This window comes from Blastococcus sp. TML/C7B, from assembly GCF_016612845.1.
Lineage (GTDB): Bacteria > Actinomycetota > Actinomycetes > Mycobacteriales > Geodermatophilaceae > Blastococcus.
In genome coordinates this window covers 868,885-886,756 of sequence record NZ_JAEOAA010000002.1, presented here as the reverse complement: position 1 = coordinate 886,756, position 17,872 = coordinate 868,885, and the positions used below count along the sequence as shown (strand labels likewise).

Sequence of the window (17,872 nt, the reverse complement as noted above, 5' to 3'; positions counted from 1 at the left end):
GCCCGTGGGACCCGAGCTGGAGATCCCGCGTCGCGCCGTCGTCCGGCTGGTGCGGTTCGGCTTCGAGGACGGCGAGCGGGCCGCCCGCGTGCTCTCCCACCCCGACCTGGGGCTGTGGGACCTGGAGCGCAACGAGCCCGCCGACCCCGAGGCCGGTCCCGTCGTCGCGGCGCTGGCCCGCGCCGGCGACCCCGACCTCGCCGCCCGCTCGCTGCACCGCCTGGTGGAGGCGCTCGACGAGGCCGACCCGCACGGGGAGTCGGCCGCGTCCCTGCTGGCCCGGCTGCGCGGCTCGGGGCTGCTGCGCAGCCGGCTGCTCGCGGTGCTGGGCGCCAGCTCCGGTCTCGCCGACCACCTCGCCGCGCACCCCGACGACTGGACGGTCCTCGACGCCGACGACTCCGGGCAGGCGCGGCCGACGCCCGCCGCGCTGGAGCAGCAGATGCTCACCGCGGTCGGCGCGGACCCCGACGACCCGCCGTGGGGCGTGCGGCTGGGGAAGGGCGCGCCCGACGCCGACCCCGCCCGGGTGGCCGCGCTGCGGCTGGCCTACCGGCGGGCGATCCTCTCCCTGGCCGGCCGCGACCTGGGCGACAACCTGGCTGCCGAGGAGGTCGCCGCCGAGCTCGCCGACATCGCCGCGGCGGTGCTCACCGCGGGGCTGGCGCTCGCCGTCGCCGAGCAGCCGGCCGACGCCGCGGCCTGCCGGCTCTCGGTCATCGCGCTGGGCAAGACCGGCGGCCGCGAGCTCAACTACGTGAGCGACGTCGACGTCGTCTTCGTCGGCGAGCCGGTGGACCCCGAGGACTCCGAGAGCGCCGCCCTGGGCAGCGCCACCCGGGTGGCCGCTGCCCTCATGCGGATCTGCCGCGAGGCGGCCTGGGAGGTCGACGCCGCGCTGCGCCCCGAGGGCAAGGCCGGGGTGCTGGTGCGCACGGTCGCCGGGCACTCGGCCTACTACGAGCAGTGGGCCAGCACGTGGGAGTTCCAGGCGCTGCTCAAGATGCGCCCGGTGGCCGGCGACCCCGACCTCGGGCGGGCCTACGTCGACGCGCTGTGGCCCATGGTGTGGCGCGCCGGTGACCGCCCCGGGTTCGTCGGCGAGGTGCAGGCCATGCGCCGCCGGGTGGAGGAGAACATCCCGCCCGCGCAGGCCGACCGCGAGCTGAAGCTGGGCCGCGGCGGGCTGCGCGACGTCGAGTTCGCCGTCCAGCTGCTCCAGCTGGTGCACGGCCGGGCCGACGCCTCGCTGCGGGCGGGCGGCACCCTGCCGGCGCTCATGGCGCTGTCGTCGGGGGGCTACGTCGGGCGGGACGACGCGGTCACCCTCATCGCCTCCTACCGGTTCCTGCGCACCGTCGAGCACCGGCTCCAGCTGCTCCGGCTGCGGCGCACCCACCTGCTGCCCACCGACGAGCAGCAGCTGCGCTGGCTGGCCCGGTCGCTGGGCTACAAGCCGGACGCGCGCGGCGGGGCGGTCGACGTCCTGCAGGCCGAGCTGAACCTGCACACCCGCGAGGTCCGCCGGCTGCACGAGAAGCTCTTCTACCGCCCGCTGCTGTCGGCGGTGGCCCGCGTCCCCGGCGAGCGGCTGCAGCTGGGCTCGAAGGCCGCCGGCGACTGGCTGCGCGCGCTCGGCTTCGGTGACCCCGACGCCGCGCTGCGGCACCTCGCGGCGCTCACCGGCGGGGTCTCCCGCTCGGCGTCCATGCAGAAGTACCTGCTGCCGGTGCTGCTGCAAGACCTTCGCCTCCTGCCCGAACCCGGACGCCGGGCTGCTCGCCTACCGGCAGGTCAGCGAGGCGCTGGGTGGCAACCAGTGGTTCCTGCGGCTGCTGCGCGACGAGGGCCAGGTCGCCGAGCGGCTGGCCCACCTGCTGGGGTCCAGCCAGTACGTCGCCGGCCTGCTGACCCGCACGCCCGAGGCGCTGCGGCTGCTCGCCGACGACGCCGAGCTCGAGCCGCGCGGGGTCGCCGCGCTGACCAGGGCGTGGGGCCTGGCCGCCGCGCGCGCCGGTGATCCGCAGGGCGGCATCCGGGTGCTGCGCGGGCTGCGCCGCCAGGAGCTGCTGCGGATCGCCTGCGCGGACCTCCTGGGCCGGCTCGACGTGCTGCGGGTGGGGGAGGCGCTGACCGACGTCGCCGTCGCCACCCTGCGGACCGGTCTGGACGTCGCCCTGCGCGCGCACGCCCTCGAGAGCGGCACCTCGGTCGACCAGCTGCCCGTGGACGTCGCGGTCATCGGCATGGGCCGGCTCGGCGGCGGCGAGATGGGCTACGGCTCGGACGCCGACGTCCTCTTCGTGCACCGCCCGCGGGCGGGTGCGGAGGAGGCCGCCGCGACGGCGACGGCCAACGCCGTGGCGCACACCCTGCGGAGGCTGCTCGGCGAGCCCGGACCGGACCCCGCGTTCGAGATCGACGCGGACCTGCGGCCCGAGGGCCGGCAGGGCGCGATGGCCCGCAGCCTGTCGGCGTTCCGCGAGTACTACGAGCGCTGGGTGTCGCTGTGGGAGGTGCAGGCGCTGCTGCGGGCGACGCCGGTCGCCGGCGACGAGGAGCTGGGTGCGGCGTTCGTCGAGCTCATCGACCCGATCCGCTACCCCGAGGGCGGCCTGGCCGCCGACCAGGTGGCCGAGATCCGCCGGATCAAGGCCCGCGTGGAGCGCGAGCGGCTGCCGCGCGGCGCCGACCCCGCGACGCACACCAAGCTGGGCCGCGGCGGGCTGGCCGACGTCGAGTGGACCGTGCAGCTGCTGCAGCTGCAGCACGGCGGCGAGCTGCCGGGCCTGCGCGTCCGGTCGACCGTGGAGGGGCTGGCCGCGGCCTCGGACGCGGAACTGGTGACCGCCGAGGACGCCGAGGCGCTGCGCGCGGCGTGGGAGCTGGCGACGCGAGCGCGCAACGCGGTCTTCCTCGTCCGCGGGCGGCCCAGCGACCAGCTGCCGCGGCCGGGGCTCGAGCTGGAAGGCGTGGCGCGGGCGTGCGGCTACGGCGCCGAGACCCAGCCCGGGCAGTTCCTCGACGAGTACCACCGGACCACCCGGCGCGCCCGCACCGTGGTCGAGCACGTCTTCTACGGGCAGGCCGGCGAGGGCTGACCGCGCCGGCTCCCGGTGTCCCCCGGTCAGGTGACCGCGAACCCGGAGCTCGCGACGAGGGCCACGCGGCCGTTCCGCGTGGCACGCTCCCGGGATGCGCGACGGGGTGGCGACGGAGGACCGGCGTGCCCGGCAGGCGGACCCGCTGCTCGTCGGCGGCCTCGTCCTCGTCGCGCTGCAGACCGTCGTGCGCGCGGTCCTGGTCCTGGGCTCGAGCCTGTGGCAGGACGACCTGTTCCACCTGAGCATGTTCCAGCGGTGGGGGTTGTCACGCGAGTTCCTGGTGCGGGAGCACAACGGCCACCTGGAGATCGGGCCGAACCTCGTCTACGCCGTCCTCGGCAGTGACCCCGGGCTCTCCTTCGTCCCGGCGGCGCTGCTCCTGCTGGCACTCCAGCTGACCGCGTCCTGCCTGCTGCTGGTGGTGCTGCGGCTCCTGTTCGGCCGGTCCCCGTGGGTCCTCGTGCCGTTCACCGTCTACCTCTTCACGCCCCTGGCGCTGCCGTCGGCGACCTGGCTGGCGGCGGGGCTGGAGGCGCTGCCGCTGCAGATCGCCCTGTTCACGGTGCTGATCGGCGGCGTCCGGGCCTACCGTGAGCGCTCCTGGCGCTGGGCCGCGCTCTCGGCCGTCGGCACGGCGACGGGGCTGCTGTTCTGGGAGAAGGCGGTGCTCGTCCTGCCCGCCCTCGTCGCCGTCCTGGTGCTCGTCGAGGAGGCCGGCACCCCGTGGTGGGAGAGCCTGCGCCGGGTCGCGCGCTCCTGGCCCTACCTCCTGCCGCACGCGCTCCTGGTCGCCGGCTACGTGCCGTTCTACCTGTCCGTCGTGGGCCGGTCCGAGCTGGCACCCGAGCCGGGAGCCGTGCTCTCCACGACCGCCGAGACGGTCTTCTCCATGCTGCTGCCCGGGCTGGTCGGTGGCCCGTGGACGGCGGAGGGCGCCGACGACACCGTGGCGGCGGACGCCGGCACGGTCCGGGCGGTGCTCGTCGCCGTGCTCGTGGCCGTCGTCGTCGCGGTCAGCATCTGGTTGCGGAGGGGGCGCGCGGTCAAGGCGTGGCTGCTGGTCGCCGGCTACCTGGCGGTGGACATCGCGCTGGTCCAGCTCACCCGCGCATCCGACCTGGCCATCGCCGCGCGCGACCCCCGGTACATCACCGACGCCATCCCGGTGGTCGTCCTGGGCTGCTGCGCGGCGTTCAGCGGGCCGCGGCGGGCGTCCACCGCACCGGCGTGGACCGGTCGGCTCGCCGGACGGGCGCTCCCGGCCGTGGCGGTGAGCGCGCTGCTCGTCGTCAGCTCGCTGGGCAGCAGCGCGCTGATCGTCGACGAGTTGCAGCACACCCGCGCGGCCACCTTCGTGTCCGACGTGCTGGAGACGATGGACGCCCGGCCGGAGGTGTCGGTGGTGAGCACGCTCCCGCCGGTGCACGTCACGATCTTCGAGTCCTTCGACCTCGACGCGACCCTCCGCACCGTCGGCGAGCCACGCCCCTTCGACCGGCCGGCGACCGAGATGGGGATGTTCGACCAGGACGCCGTCCTGCGCCCGATCACGCTGCTGGAGCCGATCCTGGAGGCGTCGGGACCGGTTCCGGGCTGCGGCTGGCCGCTGCCCGCCGGTGGCCAGGTGCTCGGCGACGTCCCGATCTGGTTCGGCCTCCAGGTGCTCCGGTTCGGCTACGACAGCCCGGCGGAGGTCACGGTGCACCTGGCGGTGGGGGACGACCGGCAGGACGTGACGGTCCCCGCCGGCACCGGCCGGGTCATGTTCGTCGTCACGGGTCAGCAGGGGCCGGTCGCGGTCCGGGCGTCGGGTGCCCCGGCCGGCACCGTCTGCGTCGACGACGTCGTCGTCGGCACGCCGTGGCCCGAGGGGCTGAGCGGGAACTAGTCCGTGCGCCGGGCCGCGAGCTCCTCGAGCGCCCGCGGGCCCCGGGCCAGCCGCGCCAGGCGCACGCGGCCGGTCACGGAGGCCGGTCCGGCGGCGTCGCCGGTCGCGATGCGGTCGAGGGCCGCGGCCAGGGGACCGAGGGCGGTGCGCGCGCCCGCGGCGGACGCGGAGCGGGCCGAGGCGGCCAGGACCGCGGCGAACGCCCGCGCGCTCGCCCCCCAGGCCAGCGAGGCGGCGTGCCGGGCAGCGGCGGCGCCCATCGCCTCCCGCGTGCTGCGGTCCTCGAGCAGCTGCGCGGTGGCGGTCACCATCTCCTCGAGGTCGTCGACCAGGACGCCGCTGACGCCGTCCACGACCGATTCGCGCAGACCGCCGGCGGACCGGTAGCCGACGGTCGGCACCCGGTGCCCGCCGGCCTCGTTGACCACCAGGCACCACCCCTCCTTGACCGAGGGGACCAGGTGCACCCAGGCCGAGGCGAGCCGCTCGTGCTTGGTCTGCTCGTCGACGAACCCGGCGAAGGTCACCCGGTCGGTCACCCCGAGGCGCTCGGCCTCGGCGCGCAGCTCCGGCTCGCACCAGCCCTCACCGACCACGGTGAGGGTCAGGTCCGGCCAGCGGTCGGCGAGCCGGGCGAGCACCGCCAGCGCGTGCTCGACCCGTTTGTGCGGCACGAGCCGGGCGACGACGAGCAGTTCCGGTGCGGGCGAGCGCGCGGACCGGACGGCGGGGGTCGGTTCGACACCGACCGGGACGATGTCGATCCGGGCGGCGTCGATCCCGAGCTCGACGAGCTCGGTGCGGGTGGCCTCGGAGACGGTGACGTACCGGGCCCGGCGGTAGAGGCGTGGTGCGAGGACCGACTCGATCCACCAGCCGAGCCGGCCGCCGACGCGGCCGAAGACGATCGGCCACTGCTCGCGGTGCACGTGGTGCACCAGCACCGTCACGGGCGCCCGGGTGACCAGCGTGCTGCCGAACGGGATGCCGTTCTGCACGTCCACCACCAGCCGCGGGCGGTGGCGCAGGACGTGGGACAGGGCCCGGGGGTAGACGGTCAGCCGGCCGCCGCGACGCACGATCCGGACGCCGTTCACGACCTCCTCGGCCGGAGCGCGCCCGTGCGCGGCGCAGAGCAGCGACACGCGCAGGCCGGCCGCGGCGAGGCCCTCCGCGATGCGGTGGACGTACCGCTCGGAGCCACCGCCCTCCGGATGGCTGAGGTCGCGCCAGTTCACGAAGAGCACGTCGGTGTCCTCGGAGGCCCTGAGCATTCGCGGCACGGTAATGGAAGAGAGCGCGTTGTCGAGCCGACGGTTATGTCTTTTCTCGGTACGGAATCCCGCATCCCCGAATGGGTGGCGCATCCATTGACTGAGAGCAATTGTGCGCTCACGCGGGGTGCACATTTCGCCCGCCTTCCGAGCTGCCGGGAATGCGCGCTGGTCAGGAGGGTGACGAAGGGTTCCCGCGCGCAGCGCCGCGTGATACGAACCCGACGTCGATGCGTCACGGGACCGGTCGGAATGGCTGCCGGGGTCCGGACAATTGCCGGACGGGCGCCCACGTGACCGTTCCACCAAGGGGAGCCGCATGGGGGCACGGGGAGCCGGGCGGGCCGTCGCCGTGCTCGGTGGCGTCGTGCTCGCCGTGGGTCTGCCGGCGTCGGCGGCGTCGGGGTCGCGGATGCCGCTGCTCCCCGTGGAGGAGGCGTACGAGACGGTCGTCGAGGGCTCCGACGTCACGCTGCTGGACCCCGTGACCTTCGAGCAGCGCACCGGCGTGGACGTGTCGGTGGAGGTCCGGGTCCACGACGACGCCGAGGCCGGGCAGGTGGACGACGACACCGCCGTGCGGGTGTCGGAGACGACGGCCCGCACCGCGGAGGGGACGCTGCTCTCGACGACGACCACGACGGCCTGCCTCGACCGGCGCACGCGGGAGGCCGTCGACTGCCCGGTGGAGGCGGTGGACGGCCGGCGCGTGGACGTGCGGGGGCTGACCCTCGCCTTCCCGCCCGGGGCCGCCGCCCAGGACCGGATGATGTGGGACGACACGGCGGAGGCCTCCTTCCCCGTCCGGCTGCTCGGCACCGAGCGCTTCCACGGGCTCGAGGTCCAGCGGTTCGAGCACCGCGTCCCCGAGCAGGTGCTCCGCGCGGTCACCGTGCCCGGGTTGCTCGTCGGCTCCCCGGAGGCGACGGCGCCGGCCGACGTCCTGTACGGGACGACTCGGTTCCTGCTCGTCGAACCGGTCAGCGGGGTCGTCGTGGCGAGCGAGGACATCCGGCTGACCCGGCTGCGGGGAGCCGACGGCACCCCCGGCGCGGTGCTGCTCGGCGGGGCGTTCGCCTCGTCGGAGGAGAGCGACGCCGACGCCGTGGCCCGCGCGCGGGCGGCGATCGGGCAGCAGGACGGCGCTGACGGGGTCCTCTCCTGGGCGGCGGCGGGCACGGGGGTGGCGCTGCTGGGCCTGGGCGGGCTGCTCGTCGCCCGCGGGCGTGCACTGCCGGCCGGACAGGTACCGGGCGGGGCCCTCGGGCACCCCGTCCCGGTGTCCTGAGCGGCGGCTCCCGCGACATGGCGACGATCCCCCTCGACGAGGTCACCGCACCGGCCGTGCCGGTCCCCGCCCCTCCGGCGGATCGGGCCGGGCGGGTGCGCCCGGGGGCGGGGGCGCTGCTCGTCCGGTTCCGGTCGGCGCTGGTCTGCCTCGGCTTCGTGGTCCTGGCGGTGCTGCAGGAGCCGGGGCAGGTGGTCGGCGACACCAAGCTCGACCTGGCGGTGGACCCCGTCGACTTCCTCCACCGCGCGTTGACGCTGTGGGAGCCGGAGGGCGCGGCCGGGCAGCTGCAGAACCAGGCCTACGGCTACTTCTTCCCGATGGGCCCCTTCTTCGCCGCCGGTCGGCTGATCGGCCTGCCGCCCTGGCTGGTCCAGCGGCTCTGGCTGGCGCTGCTGCTGAGCGTCGCCTACCTGGGCGTGGTCGTCCTGGCCCGCCGGTTGAGGATCGGGACGCCGGCGACCGCGGTGCTCGCCGGCGTCGCGTACGCCTGCGCCCCCCGGATGATCACGTCGCTGGGGGCCCACTCGGTCGAGATGGTGCCGATGGCGCTGGCGCCGTGGGTGGTGGTGCCGCTGGCCGGGATCGCCCTGCACGGCTCGGCCCGGCGCGCCGCGCTGCGATCGGGCCTGGCGGTGTTCTGCATCGGCGGGGTGAACGCCGTCGCCACGGCCGCCGCGCTGCCGCTGGCCGCGCTGTTCGTCCTGACCCGGCCGGCGGGGCCGCTGCGGCGCCGGCTGATGGCCTGGTGGGTCGTGGCGGTGGGCCTGGCGACCGCCTGGTGGGTCGGGCCGTTGCTGCTCCTGGGCCGGTACAGCCCGCGCTTCCTGGACTACATCGAGACAGCTGCGTCGACCACCGCGCCGACCGACGTCCTCAGCGTGCTGCGTGGCACCTCGCACTGGCTGGCGCCGCTGCGCACCTCGGCCGGGCCGGTCTGGCCGGCGGGGTGGTCGCTGGTGGGCGACGCGATCCCGGCCGGGGCCACGGTGGTCCTGGCCGCGGCGGGGCTGGTCGCGCTGTGCCGGCGTGACCTGCCCGAGCGCCGCTGGCTGGTGCTGGCGGTGGTGGCGGGGACGGCCCTGGTGTCGATGGGCCACCTGGCCTCGGTCGACGGGGCGGCGGCGGGGTGGCTGCACGAGGCCCTGGACGGACCGCTGGCCCCGCTGCGGAACGTGCACAAGTTCGACCCGCTGCTGCGGCTGCCCCTGGTGCTCGGCCTGGCGCACCTCGCGGCGGTGCTGGTGCGGTGGCCGGGCCGGGGCGCCGGGCCGGGATTGGGCGCCCGCTCGGCGGCCGCCGCGAGGTGGACGTCGCGGGCGCTCGTGGCCGGGCTCGTGCTGGCCCTGGTGGCCACCGTGTCACCCGCTCTCGCCGGACGTCTGGTCCCGCCGACGGGCTTCGAGGACGTGCCCGACCACTGGCGCGAGGCGGCGGAGTTCCTGGCCGCCGAGCAGCCCAGCGGCCGGGCGCTGCTGGTGCCCGGCTCCTCGTTCCCCACCTACGCGTGGGGGTCGGCCACCGACGAGCCGATCCAGGCCCTCGCGGAGTCGCCGTGGGACGTCCGCAACCAGATCCCGCTGACACCCGCGGGGCACATCCGGGTGCTCGACGCGGTCGAGGCGAGGCTGTCCCGGGGGGAGGGGTCGGCCGGACTGGCGCCCTACCTCGCCCGCGCCGGCTTCTCCCACCTGGTGCTGCGCAACGACCTCGATCCCGGTTCGTCGGGTGCGACGCGTCCCCTGCTGGTCCGGCAGGCGCTGGCCAACTCGCCGGGCATCACCGAGGTCGCCGAGTTCGGGCCGGTCCAGGGCGAGGAGGTGTCCGACCGGGGGGTCGTGGTCGACGCCGGGCTGGTCGAGCCGGCGCCCGCGATCCAGGTCTACGCGGTGGCCGACGTGGCGCCACCGGCCTGGACGGCACCGCTGTCCTCGGTGGTCGGCGTCCACGGCGGTCCCGACGCGGTGCTCGCGCTGGAGGACCGCGGCCTGGTGACCGACCGCCCGACGGTGACCGCGGGGGAGCTGGACGTGCCGGCGGGCCCGGTGATGCTCAGCGACGCGTGGGTCCGCCGGGAACGCAACTTCGGCCGCATCTCCGGCGCGACCTCGGCCGGCCTGGGCGTGTGGGACCCGCTGCGGCTGGACGCACCGGCGCGCGACTACACGGTGCCCGGGCTGAGCGGCGCCGAGTCCACCGTCGCCTACTTCAACGGGCACATCAGCGCCTCCAGCTCGGCGTCGGACGCGGACGGCTTCCAGGCCCCCCAGCTCGACGCCCAGCCGTGGTCGGCGCTGGACCGCAACCTGCTCACGGCCTGGCAGCCGGCGCCGTGGGCCGGTGCCTCCGCGCCGTCGTGGTGGCGGCTGACCACGACGGAGCCGTTCACCGCCACGGGCATCATCGTCCGGCTCGGCCGGCCGCTGGACGGTGCCCGCCCCGACCGGTTGCGGCTGACCACGGACGCCGGCGAGGTGACCGTGCCGGTGGCCGACACCGGGGAGGCCCAGATCCTCCCGCTGCCGGGCGGGGCGACCCGCTCGCTGACCATCAGCACGGTCGTCGACGAGGCGGACGGCACCCACGGCGCCGGCCTCTCGCTCGCCGAGGTGGCCATCCCCGGGGTCACCATCCAGCGGACCGTCGTCGCCCCCGGCATCGAGGAGCCGGTGCAGGTCTACGCCTTCGACGTCTCGGCGGGCACCTCCGGCTGCGTCGTCGACACCGGGGGCGCGCCCCGGTGCGCCGCCACCCTGGCCGACGCGGCCGAGGAGAGCCTGATCCTGGACCGGGTGTTCGAGACCGCCGGCGCCTCCGACCACTCGGTCGCCGTGACCGGGCTGCCCCGGCTGGGGCCGGAGCTGGATGCGCTGCTCGCCCAGGTGCGCGGCGGCCCACGCGCGGAGTCCGGCAGCGCGGTGTGGGACCCGCGGGCCAGCCCCGGGGCCGCCGTCGACGGCGACCCGCGGACCACGTGGCTGGGCGGGGTCGACGGCAGCCGGCCCACGCTGACGCTGACCTTCCCCGAGCCCCGCACGGTGGACCGGCTGCGCGTCGTCACCGACCCCGGCGCCCCGGTCTCGGTCGCGCGGGCGGTGACCGTCGACATCGGTGGCCTGCGCCGCACCCTCGAGCTGGACGCCGACGGCAGCACGCGGTTCGCGCCGGTGGTGACCGACCGCGTGTCGGTGACCCTCGAGATGCCCGACGTCCGGACGACGTACGACCCGCGCAACCGGTGGGACGTCGAGCTGGGGATCGGGGTCAGCGAGCTCGAGGTCGGCGGGCCCAACCCGGCGGCGGCCGCGGACGCGCCGGTCGAGTTCCCGTGCGGGACCGGGCCCGACGTGCAGCTGGACGGGGTGGTGCTGCAGACGGCCGCGACCACGACGCTCGGCGCGCTGCTGGCGGTCCGCCCCATCCCGCTGCGGATCTGCGGGGACGCCCCTGACGTGGTCGCCCTCGACGACGGGGAGCACCGGCTCCAGGCCCGCGCCGGCCGGCTGCTCACGGCGCAGTCGGTCACGGTCACGCGGGCCGACGGCGCGGACGAACCGGCGCCCGACGGCCGGACGGCTGTCGAGCGGACCCGCTGGGACGCCGAGCACCGCGAGGTGCGGGTCGGCGACCGGAGCGAACCGGAGCTGCTGGTGGTCCCGGAGAACGCCAATCCGGGCTGGGTGGCCCGGCTGTCGGGCACCGAGCTCCGCGCCGTGACGGTCGACGGGTGGATGCAGGGCTACCTGCTGCCGGAGGGCCCCGGCGGAACCGTCCGGTTGGACTTCGCGCCCGCCGCGGACTACGACCGGGCGCTGCTCGTCGGCGCCGTGGCGGTGCTGCTGCTCGTGCTGCTCTGCCTCCTCCCGGCCCGCCCGGTGGTCGTCCCTGCCGGCGGACGGCGCCGGTCGAGCGTCTCGACGGCGTGGACCGGTGCCACGCTGGTGGCCCTGGTCGCGCTGGGGATGGCGCTGGTCGGGGGCGCGGTCGGCGTCGTCCTGCTCGCCCTCCTCTGGGCGGTGGGCCGGAGAGCCGGGGCGCGCGCGGCCGCCGTCCTCGGCGCCGTGGCCGCGGGCGCACTCCTCACCGCCGGCCTCCTGCTCCTGGTCGTGCCCGACGGCACCGGAACGGCCCGGCAGGTGCTGGCGATCACGGCGCTGGCCGCCGCGGCGGCGGGCGTGCTCCCGGTCCGCGGACTGCGGCGGCTGGGGCAGGGCCGGGTCGGGACGGCGGTACGCCGGGTGGGCCGGCTCGGGGCGGGAGCGCTGCGCCGGGTGGGCCGGCTCGGGGCGGTCGCGCGGCGCCGGGTGGCGCGGCTCCTCCCCGCCAGATCGAGGACCTGAGAAACCTGCCGGAACCGGGCAGCAACTCCTGTCCTCGTGGGCTCCGCGGGGCCATCCTGGGCGCGCCCGCAGAGGCCGACCCCGGAGGTCCCGCCGTGCCACCGACGCTTCCCCGTTCGCTGGTCGCCGAGTTCCTCGGCACCGCCCTGCTCGTGTTCCTCGCCGTCGGTGCGGCGGTGGGCGGCATCGACAGCATCGGCGCCCTCGGCGTGGCGCTGGCCTTCGGCCTCACCCTGCTCGCGCTCGCCTATGCGATCGGGCCGGTCTCCGGCTGCCACATCAACCCGGCGGTCACCCTCGGCGTGCTGCTGTCCGGCGGGATGACCGCGGCCGAGGCCGGGGCCTACTGGGTCGTCCAGTTCGCCGGCGGCATCGCCGGCGCCGCGCTGCTCCAGCTGCTCACCAGCGACTTCGGCGAGGTCACCGACCAGACCGGCGTGCTCGGCGCCAACGACTGGGGCGCCACCATCAGCGGCGGCGGGGCGTTCCTGCTCGAGGTGCTGCTGACCTTCGTGCTCGTCGCGGTGGTCCTGCTGGTGACCGGCAAGGCCGCGGCGCCGGGCTTCGCCGGGCTGGCCATCGGCCTCACCCTCGCCGCCGTGCACCTGATCGGCATCCCGCTGGACGGCACCTCGGTCAACCCGGCGCGGTCGCTCGGCCCGGCGCTGTTCGCCGGCGGCGACCCGCTGGCCCACGTCTGGCTGTTCATCGTCGCCCCGCTGGTCGGCGCGGTGATCGCCGTCGGCGCCGTCCGCTTCCTGGCGCCCCCGACGCTCACCCCCGCCCAGGCCGAGGCCGGTACCGACGAGACCGGCGTCCAGCTGCCCGAGGAGCAGACCGGCCGGCGGAGCTGAGCCGTCCCCCGTGCGGGTCGCGCCGCCCGCCCGGGCGTGTGACCGCCGCGGGGGCGGGGCAGAGTGGGGGAGTGCCGAGCCCCCAGTCCGCCGAGTCCGACCTGCCCGACGACGTCGAACCGGGCGCCGACGACGCCGAGGGCGCGACGATCACTCCCTACCGCGACGGGCCGCTGATCGTGCGCGGCGACTTCCGGCTGCTCGACCAGGACGGCGGGGAGATCGACCCGGGGCGCCGCACGATCGCGCTGTGCCGGTGCGGCAAGTCCGGGATCAAGCCGTTCTGCGACGGCACGCACAAGCGGGCCGGCTTCTCCGCGCCCAGCGCACCGAGCCGACCCCGCCCCGCCGCCCAGCTCCGGGCGGAGCCGGACGTCCCGGCCTGACCGGACGTCCCGGCCTGACCGGGCGGCCCGGCCGGCTCAGGCGGCCAGCGAGGGCTCGCGGCGGAGGGCCGACCGGCCCGCCTCCCACGCGCCGAGCAGGTGACAGGGCGGCGACGCCGTCCATCGCCAGGGAGCAGCGCGCCCCGAACAGCACGTCCTCGGTGAGGGCGGGGTTCTCCGCGACGAAGGACCCGCACATGTCCACCGAGGCGATCTGCTCGTGCACCGCGTCGGCCTCGACGTGCTCGTCGTAGAAGACCGACGTCGACGGGCCGTAGCCCAGCCGGCGCAGCCCCGCGGCGTAGCGGCGGCTGGGCTCCGACGAGGTCATCTCGACCGTGGCCAGGTGACCGAGCGCCGCGCCGCGCCACCGCCGGTGCAGGCCGAACAGCGACATCGTGTTGACGTTGGCGAAGGCGACGGCGGGTGCGTCCTCCCACAGCGCGCCGTAGCCGGCGTCCAGGTCGAGGTCGCGCATCAGGCCGGCGAACAGCTCGCTGTGCATGCGGGCGGCCGATCCGCCGCCGTACTCGTCGGCCTGGATCTCGACCATCGCGGCCTTCGTCCGGCCGGAGAGCCGCGGCACGGCGAACGTGTGCGGGTCGGCCTCCTTGAGGTGGTAGACCGACCGCAGCACCAGGTACTCCCGCCACTGCTCGAGGCTGCCCTCGCGGGCCATGAACCTCGACAGCGACGGGCCGTCGTCCTCGGTGATGGCCCGGGTCAGCTGCACGTCGATCGGCTCGTCGGTGACCGGCACCGGCCCGACCAGGTGCCGCAGCGCGGCCAGGTGCCGGCGCTCCAGCCCGGCACGGAGCCCCAACAGCTGCGGATCCCACTCCCACGCGTCGTCGACCTCGTCGAAACCGCGGTAGTGCAGCTCGTAGCAGACCGCCAGCGACAGCTGCAGGTCCTCGTCGGCGAACGCGCCGGCCGGGTCGTCGGCCAGCCGGTCGGCGGCCGTCACGGTCCCGGCGGAGAGCGCGGAGCCGGAGGCCAGGTCGCGGACGAGGGACTCGCTGAGGGGACCGCGGGCAGCAGGCAGGTGCATGAGGTCGACCATGCCCAGGACCAGCGCGATCGAAGCCTTGCTGCATGTGATGTCCCCCGTGGGTAGGACCCCGCCATGCCTGAGCTCAGCGCGCGCGTCGTCGTCGTCACCGGAGGGAGCGCCGGCATCGGCCGCGCCACCGTGGAGCGGCTGGTCCTCGGTGGTGCGCGGGTGGTGACCTGCGCCCGGGACGGCGACCGGCTCGCGGACGCCGTCGGTGCCCTGCCCGGCGTGACCTCCGTGACCGCAGACGTGGCCGACGCCGCCGACCGGGTCCGACTGGTCGAGGCGGTGCTCTCCGAGCACGGCCGGCTCGACGGCGTCGTCCTCAACGCGGGGCTGGGCTGGGCCGGGCTGGTCGAGGAGATGCCGGGGGAGGTGGTCGAAGGCATCGTCGCGCTCAACCTCACCGGCGCCGTCGAGCTGACCCGGCTGGCGTTGCCGCACCTGCTCGCCGCCGCGCGCGAGCGGGGGAGGGCCGACGTCGTCGCGGTCTCCTCGGTCGCCGCCTGGGCGCAGGTGCCTCCGCTGACCGTCTACTCGGCGACGAAGGCCGGGCTCGCGGGGTTCGTGAAGGGGCTGCGCCGCGAGGTGACCGCCCGCGGTGTGCGGGTGCACACGGTGAACCCGTTCTTCGTCGAGACCGAGTGGCTCGCCCGCGGCCACGGGCACGCGCCGGTCTCCGACACCGACGCCGAGGGCCGGCTGTCCCGTGGCATCGCGCCCGGGCGGGTGGCGGACCGGATCGCGGACTGCCTCACCGCGCCGCGGTCGCGCACGATCTCGGTGCCGCGGTGGGCCGGCGCCGCCCGGCTGGGCGAGGTGACGCCGGTCAACCGGGTGCTCGACGCGGTGCTCTCCCGGCAGGCGGGCCGCATCCGCGCCGCCGCCCGGTCCGCGGTCGAGCGGCGCACCGGCTGAGCCGCCCCACCTACGATCCGGGCGTGCGGCCCTTCCTCCTGCTCTCCACCCGGCCCGAGGACGACGCCGCCGACGACGAGTACGCGGGCTTCCTGCGCGCGACCGGTCTGGCCGAGCACCGGCTGCACCGCATCCGCGTCGAGGCCGGGCCGCTGCCCGAGCTCGACCTGGACGGGTACGCCGGCCTCCTGCTCGGCGGCAGCCCGTTCAACGCCAGCGACCCGGAGCCGGCGAAGAGCGACGTCCAGCGCCGGGTGGAGCGCGACCTGGCCCGGCTGCTGGACGACGTCGTCGCCCGGGACGTCCCGTTCCTCGGCGCCTGCTACGGCATCGGGACCCTCGGCGTCCACCAGGGCGGCGTCGTCGACCGCACCTACGGGGAGCCGATCTCCGCCGTGCGGGTGCAGCTCACCGGCGCCGGCCGCGCCGATCCGCTGCTCGCCGGCATGCCCGCGTCGTTCGACGCCTTCGTCGGGCACAAGGAGGCGTGCCGCGTGCTGCCGCCGTCCGCGACGCTGCTGGCCGGCTCCGCTGGCTGCCCGGTGCAGATGTTCCGCGTCGGGCGCAACGTCTACGCCACCCAGTTCCACCCGGAGCTCGACGTCGCGGGGCTGGTCACCCGCATCCACGTCTACCGCGACGCCGGCTACTTCCCGCCGTCCGAGCTCGAGGAGCTCGTCGCCCGCGTCACCCCTGCCGTCGTCACCGAGCCGGCCCGCATCCTCGCCGCCTTCGCCGACCGCTACGCCTGACGGTTCGTGCACTCACCGTCGTCCGGGCGCCGGGATGACCGCGGTTCGTGCACACACCGCGGCCGGTCCGGCGGCCCTGCGAAATCGGCGCGAGATCGGATCGGTCCCGGTCTAGGGTGCCTCCTCATGCCCGAGACCGACGACGTCCTGACCTGCGATCTCTGCGGGGGCGCTCTCGACGCCGAGGACTGGGCCGCGACTGAGCTCCGCGTGGAGGTGTCCCGCGAGGAGGATGGCGAACTCCGCTACTGGGTAGCCGACTTCTGCACCCAGGAGCACGCGGCGGAGTGGTTCCGTCGTCCGCTGCCGTCGCCGCAGCCCCCGGCGCCGATCGAGCAGTCACCCTGGCGAGACCGGGCGGAGGCCGCCGGCTGCTTCGGAGCGTTGACGGCGGTCCTGCTGCTCGTCGTCGTGGGCGCCTGGAACGTGGTCGAGTGGGCGCTCGACCTCCTCTGAGCCGCCGATGGTTCGTGCACGAACCGTCGTCCGGACGGCGGGATGACCGCGGTTCGTGCACGAACCGCGTGCCCCGATCGGGCGGGGCGGGCTAGTCCAGAGCCAGCTGGACGTCGGTGTAGCTCGCGCTGACGTACACGTCGACCACGTCCTCCGGGGCCATGCTCCGCAGCGCGAACAGCTGCGACCCCTTCGCGCGGGGCTTCAGGTCGCCGAGCTGGGCATCGCTCAACTGCATGTTCAGGTCACCACCGGTCGCGCTGTACGCGTCGGGGTCGACGTCGTCGGTCTCGTTGAGCAGCCCGACGAGGTCCTCGAGCTCGACCTGCGTCCCGTCCTTCCCGACCACCGTCACGCCTCCGAGGTAGGTCTCCTCGGTGCTGTTGTTCGTCAGCTCCACCTGGACGAGCGTGACGTCGGCAAAGCGGCCCGCCGACGGCCTGGAGATAGGCCGCTACGTCGCTCGCGAGCGGAGCAGTGGCCGGCGCCGGCAGAGCCAGCGCGATCTCGACACCGTCCTCCGTCGTCCCGCTGTAGGCGCCCGGGCCACCCGTGTTGAGCGAGCTCGACGGCGAGTCGGCGGGGGTCTCCGAGGCGACCGGCGCGTCCTTCGCGACCAGGTGCGCCTTCTCGAGCTTCTCGAAGCCGGCGTCCATCGCCGCGCGGAGCGCCGGGACGTCGGCCTCCCCGAGGCCGCCGACGAAGACGCTGTGCATGTTGTGGCCCAGACGGTTGAAGCCGAGGGCGAACTCGATCGGGAACGCCGAGACCTGCCCCCTCATGCGGATGCCCAGGGTGTCGTCACCGTGCTCGGGCACGTCCAGCGTGCTGATCGAGAGCGTCACCGGGACCCCGTCGGCGGAGAACGTCAGCTCGTCGCAGTCGTCGATGATGCCCTTGAGCTCGTCGAGCGCGTCGGCAAGGGCGTCCTCGTCCTCGTTCGAGCTCACGGACTGGCTCAGGGAGGAGATGGCCTCCTCGCCGGCGTCGAAGCTCCGCTCCACCTCGGCGACGACGTCGCTGTCGTCGTCGTCGCCGATGCCGGCCTCGAGCGCGGCGGCGCACTCGGACGTGCCGAAGTCGGTGTCGTCCTCCTCCTCGTCATCGGTGGAGGAGCTGAGCACGTACCCCTCGGGGAGGTCGGCCGGGCTGAGGAGCACGGTCGACAGCTGCCCCGCCGTCAGGACGTCGCCGGGGCTGGACTCCTGTCCGGCGGCTCCTGATTCCGTGGTCGTACCGCCGTCGGAGCTGGAACCGCCGCAGGCGGTCAGGGTCACGGCCAGGACCACTGCCGCGGCTGCGCGACCACTGTGGACGGACAGCGCAGCGCTCGATCCGAGCGACAGGCGTCGGACGCCGCGAGGCCGCCCGACGGAGTTCGGCGAAGCCGCCACGCGCTTGCTCAGTGTTCGCATGCGCCTAGGTTCGGCAGTGCCGACCGACGGGTTCACCTGAGAGCCGCTTGCGAAACGGGACTGGCCCCATCCGCATCAGTCGCCCCGGGGTCGATGGGCACGTCCGGGCCTTCGCGCAACCACTGGGCGAGCGTGCACTTGTC

13 protein-coding genes and 1 pseudogene are annotated in these 17,872 nt (G+C 75.6%); 10 read left to right on the top strand and 4 right to left on the bottom strand.

The annotated features are described in order from the left end of the window. Positions 1–4 precede the first annotated feature (4 nt). From JKP76_RS21555 to JKP76_RS17125, 3 genes and pseudogenes are all read left to right on the top strand, one after another. Positions 5–1,705: pseudogene (locus JKP76_RS21555) on the top strand (bifunctional [glutamine synthetase] adenylyltransferase/[glutamine synthetase]-adenylyl-L-tyrosine phosphorylase); the annotation flags it as partial. Next, positions 1,644–3,101, top strand: coding sequence for a bifunctional [glutamine synthetase] adenylyltransferase/[glutamine synthetase]-adenylyl-L-tyrosine phosphorylase (locus JKP76_RS21550; RefSeq protein ID WP_309233030.1), 1,458 nt, complete (start codon positions 1,644–1,646; stop codon positions 3,099–3,101). The pseudogene JKP76_RS21555 and the gene JKP76_RS21550, both read left to right, overlap by 62 nt. Before the next feature lie 94 nt (positions 3,102–3,195). Continuing rightward, entirely contained in the window at positions 3,196–4,992 is a 1,797-nt protein-coding gene (locus JKP76_RS17125; protein ID WP_200492055.1) for a hypothetical protein, read from the top strand. Here JKP76_RS17125 and JKP76_RS17120 read toward each other — a convergent pair. Next, a complete protein-coding gene (locus JKP76_RS17120; RefSeq protein ID WP_200492054.1) occupies positions 4,989–6,266 on the bottom strand; it encodes a glycosyltransferase family 4 protein in 1,278 nt (425 codons plus the stop codon). The genes JKP76_RS17125 and JKP76_RS17120 overlap by 4 nt on opposite strands. A 319-nt stretch (positions 6,267–6,585) precedes the next feature. Between JKP76_RS17120 and JKP76_RS17115 the strand changes: the two genes are divergently transcribed. The 4 genes from JKP76_RS17115 to JKP76_RS17100 all read left to right on the top strand — a co-directional run bounded on the left by JKP76_RS17115 (position 6,586) and on the right by JKP76_RS17100 (position 13,134). After that, positions 6,586–7,554, top strand: coding sequence for a porin PorA family protein (locus tag JKP76_RS17115; RefSeq protein ID WP_200492053.1), 969 nt, complete (start codon positions 6,586–6,588; stop codon positions 7,552–7,554). Positions 7,555–7,571: 17 nt separating this feature from the next. Beyond that, complete coding sequence (locus JKP76_RS17110) at positions 7,572–11,894, top strand: alpha-(1->3)-arabinofuranosyltransferase family protein (RefSeq protein WP_200492052.1); 4,323 nt, start codon at positions 7,572–7,574, stop codon at positions 11,892–11,894. A gap of 95 nt (positions 11,895–11,989) precedes the next feature. Continuing rightward, positions 11,990–12,748 carry an aquaporin gene (locus tag JKP76_RS17105; RefSeq protein WP_309229591.1) on the top strand — a complete coding sequence of 253 codons (759 nt, stop codon included), beginning with the start codon at positions 11,990–11,992 and terminating at the stop codon, positions 12,746–12,748. Between the two features lie 71 nt (positions 12,749–12,819). Continuing rightward, positions 12,820–13,134 carry a CDGSH iron-sulfur domain-containing protein gene (locus tag JKP76_RS17100; RefSeq protein WP_200492051.1) on the top strand — a complete coding sequence of 105 codons (315 nt, stop codon included), beginning with the start codon at positions 12,820–12,822 and terminating at the stop codon, positions 13,132–13,134. On the opposite strand, the gene JKP76_RS17095 is transcribed toward JKP76_RS17100, so the two are convergent. Further along, positions 13,022–14,185, bottom strand: a complete 1,164-nt coding sequence (locus JKP76_RS17095; protein ID WP_242471990.1) for an iron-containing redox enzyme family protein — start codon at positions 14,183–14,185, stop codon at positions 13,022–13,024. The genes JKP76_RS17100 and JKP76_RS17095 overlap by 113 nt on opposite strands. Before the next feature lie 75 nt (positions 14,186–14,260). On the opposite strand from JKP76_RS17095, the gene JKP76_RS17090 reads away from it, so the two are divergent. From JKP76_RS17090 to JKP76_RS17080, 3 genes are all read left to right on the top strand, one after another. Beyond that, positions 14,261–15,106, top strand: coding sequence for an SDR family oxidoreductase (locus tag JKP76_RS17090; protein WP_200492050.1), 846 nt, complete (start codon positions 14,261–14,263; stop codon positions 15,104–15,106). Between the two features lie 23 nt (positions 15,107–15,129). Then, positions 15,130–15,858 carry a glutamine amidotransferase gene (locus JKP76_RS17085; protein WP_200492049.1) on the top strand — a complete coding sequence of 243 codons (729 nt, stop codon included), beginning with the start codon at positions 15,130–15,132 and terminating at the stop codon, positions 15,856–15,858. Positions 15,859–15,984: 126 nt separating this feature from the next. Continuing rightward, on the top strand, positions 15,985–16,314 hold the full coding sequence (locus JKP76_RS17080; RefSeq protein ID WP_200492048.1) for a hypothetical protein: 330 nt from the start codon (positions 15,985–15,987) through the stop codon (positions 16,312–16,314). 91 nt (positions 16,315–16,405) lie between these two features. Here JKP76_RS17080 and JKP76_RS17075 read toward each other — a convergent pair whose 3' ends face one another. Continuing rightward, a complete protein-coding gene (locus tag JKP76_RS17075) occupies positions 16,406–16,552 on the bottom strand; it encodes a hypothetical protein (protein ID WP_200492047.1) in 147 nt (48 codons plus the stop codon). A 7-nt stretch (positions 16,553–16,559) separates the two neighbouring features. Further along, a complete protein-coding gene (locus JKP76_RS17070) occupies positions 16,560–17,591 on the bottom strand; it encodes a hypothetical protein (protein ID WP_200492046.1) in 1,032 nt (343 codons plus the stop codon). Positions 17,592–17,872: the final 281 nt, after the last annotated feature.

What these genes read in the sequence shown, in the direction of transcription:
- JKP76_RS17075 (WP_200492047.1), bottom strand. Translation starts at nt 16,552, where the DNA reads ATGCAGTTGAGCGATGCCCAGCTCGGCGACCTGAAGCCCCGCGCGAAG.
- JKP76_RS17115 (WP_200492053.1), top strand. Translation starts at nt 6,586, where the DNA reads ATGGGGGCACGGGGAGCCGGGCGGGCCGTCGCCGTGCTCGGTGGCGTC.
- JKP76_RS17080 (WP_200492048.1), top strand. Translation starts at nt 15,985, where the DNA reads ATGCCCGAGACCGACGACGTCCTGACCTGCGATCTCTGCGGGGGCGCT.
- JKP76_RS17120 (WP_200492054.1), bottom strand. Translation starts at nt 6,266, where the DNA reads ATGCTCAGGGCCTCCGAGGACACCGACGTGCTCTTCGTGAACTGGCGC.
- JKP76_RS17125 (WP_200492055.1), top strand. Translation starts at nt 3,196, where the DNA reads ATGCGCGACGGGGTGGCGACGGAGGACCGGCGTGCCCGGCAGGCGGAC.
- JKP76_RS17095 (WP_242471990.1), bottom strand. Translation starts at nt 14,185, where the DNA reads ATGCACCTGCCTGCTGCCCGCGGTCCCCTCAGCGAGTCCCTCGTCCGC.
- JKP76_RS17110 (WP_200492052.1), top strand. Translation starts at nt 7,572, where the DNA reads ATGGCGACGATCCCCCTCGACGAGGTCACCGCACCGGCCGTGCCGGTC.
- JKP76_RS17090 (WP_200492050.1), top strand. Translation starts at nt 14,261, where the DNA reads ATGCCTGAGCTCAGCGCGCGCGTCGTCGTCGTCACCGGAGGGAGCGCC.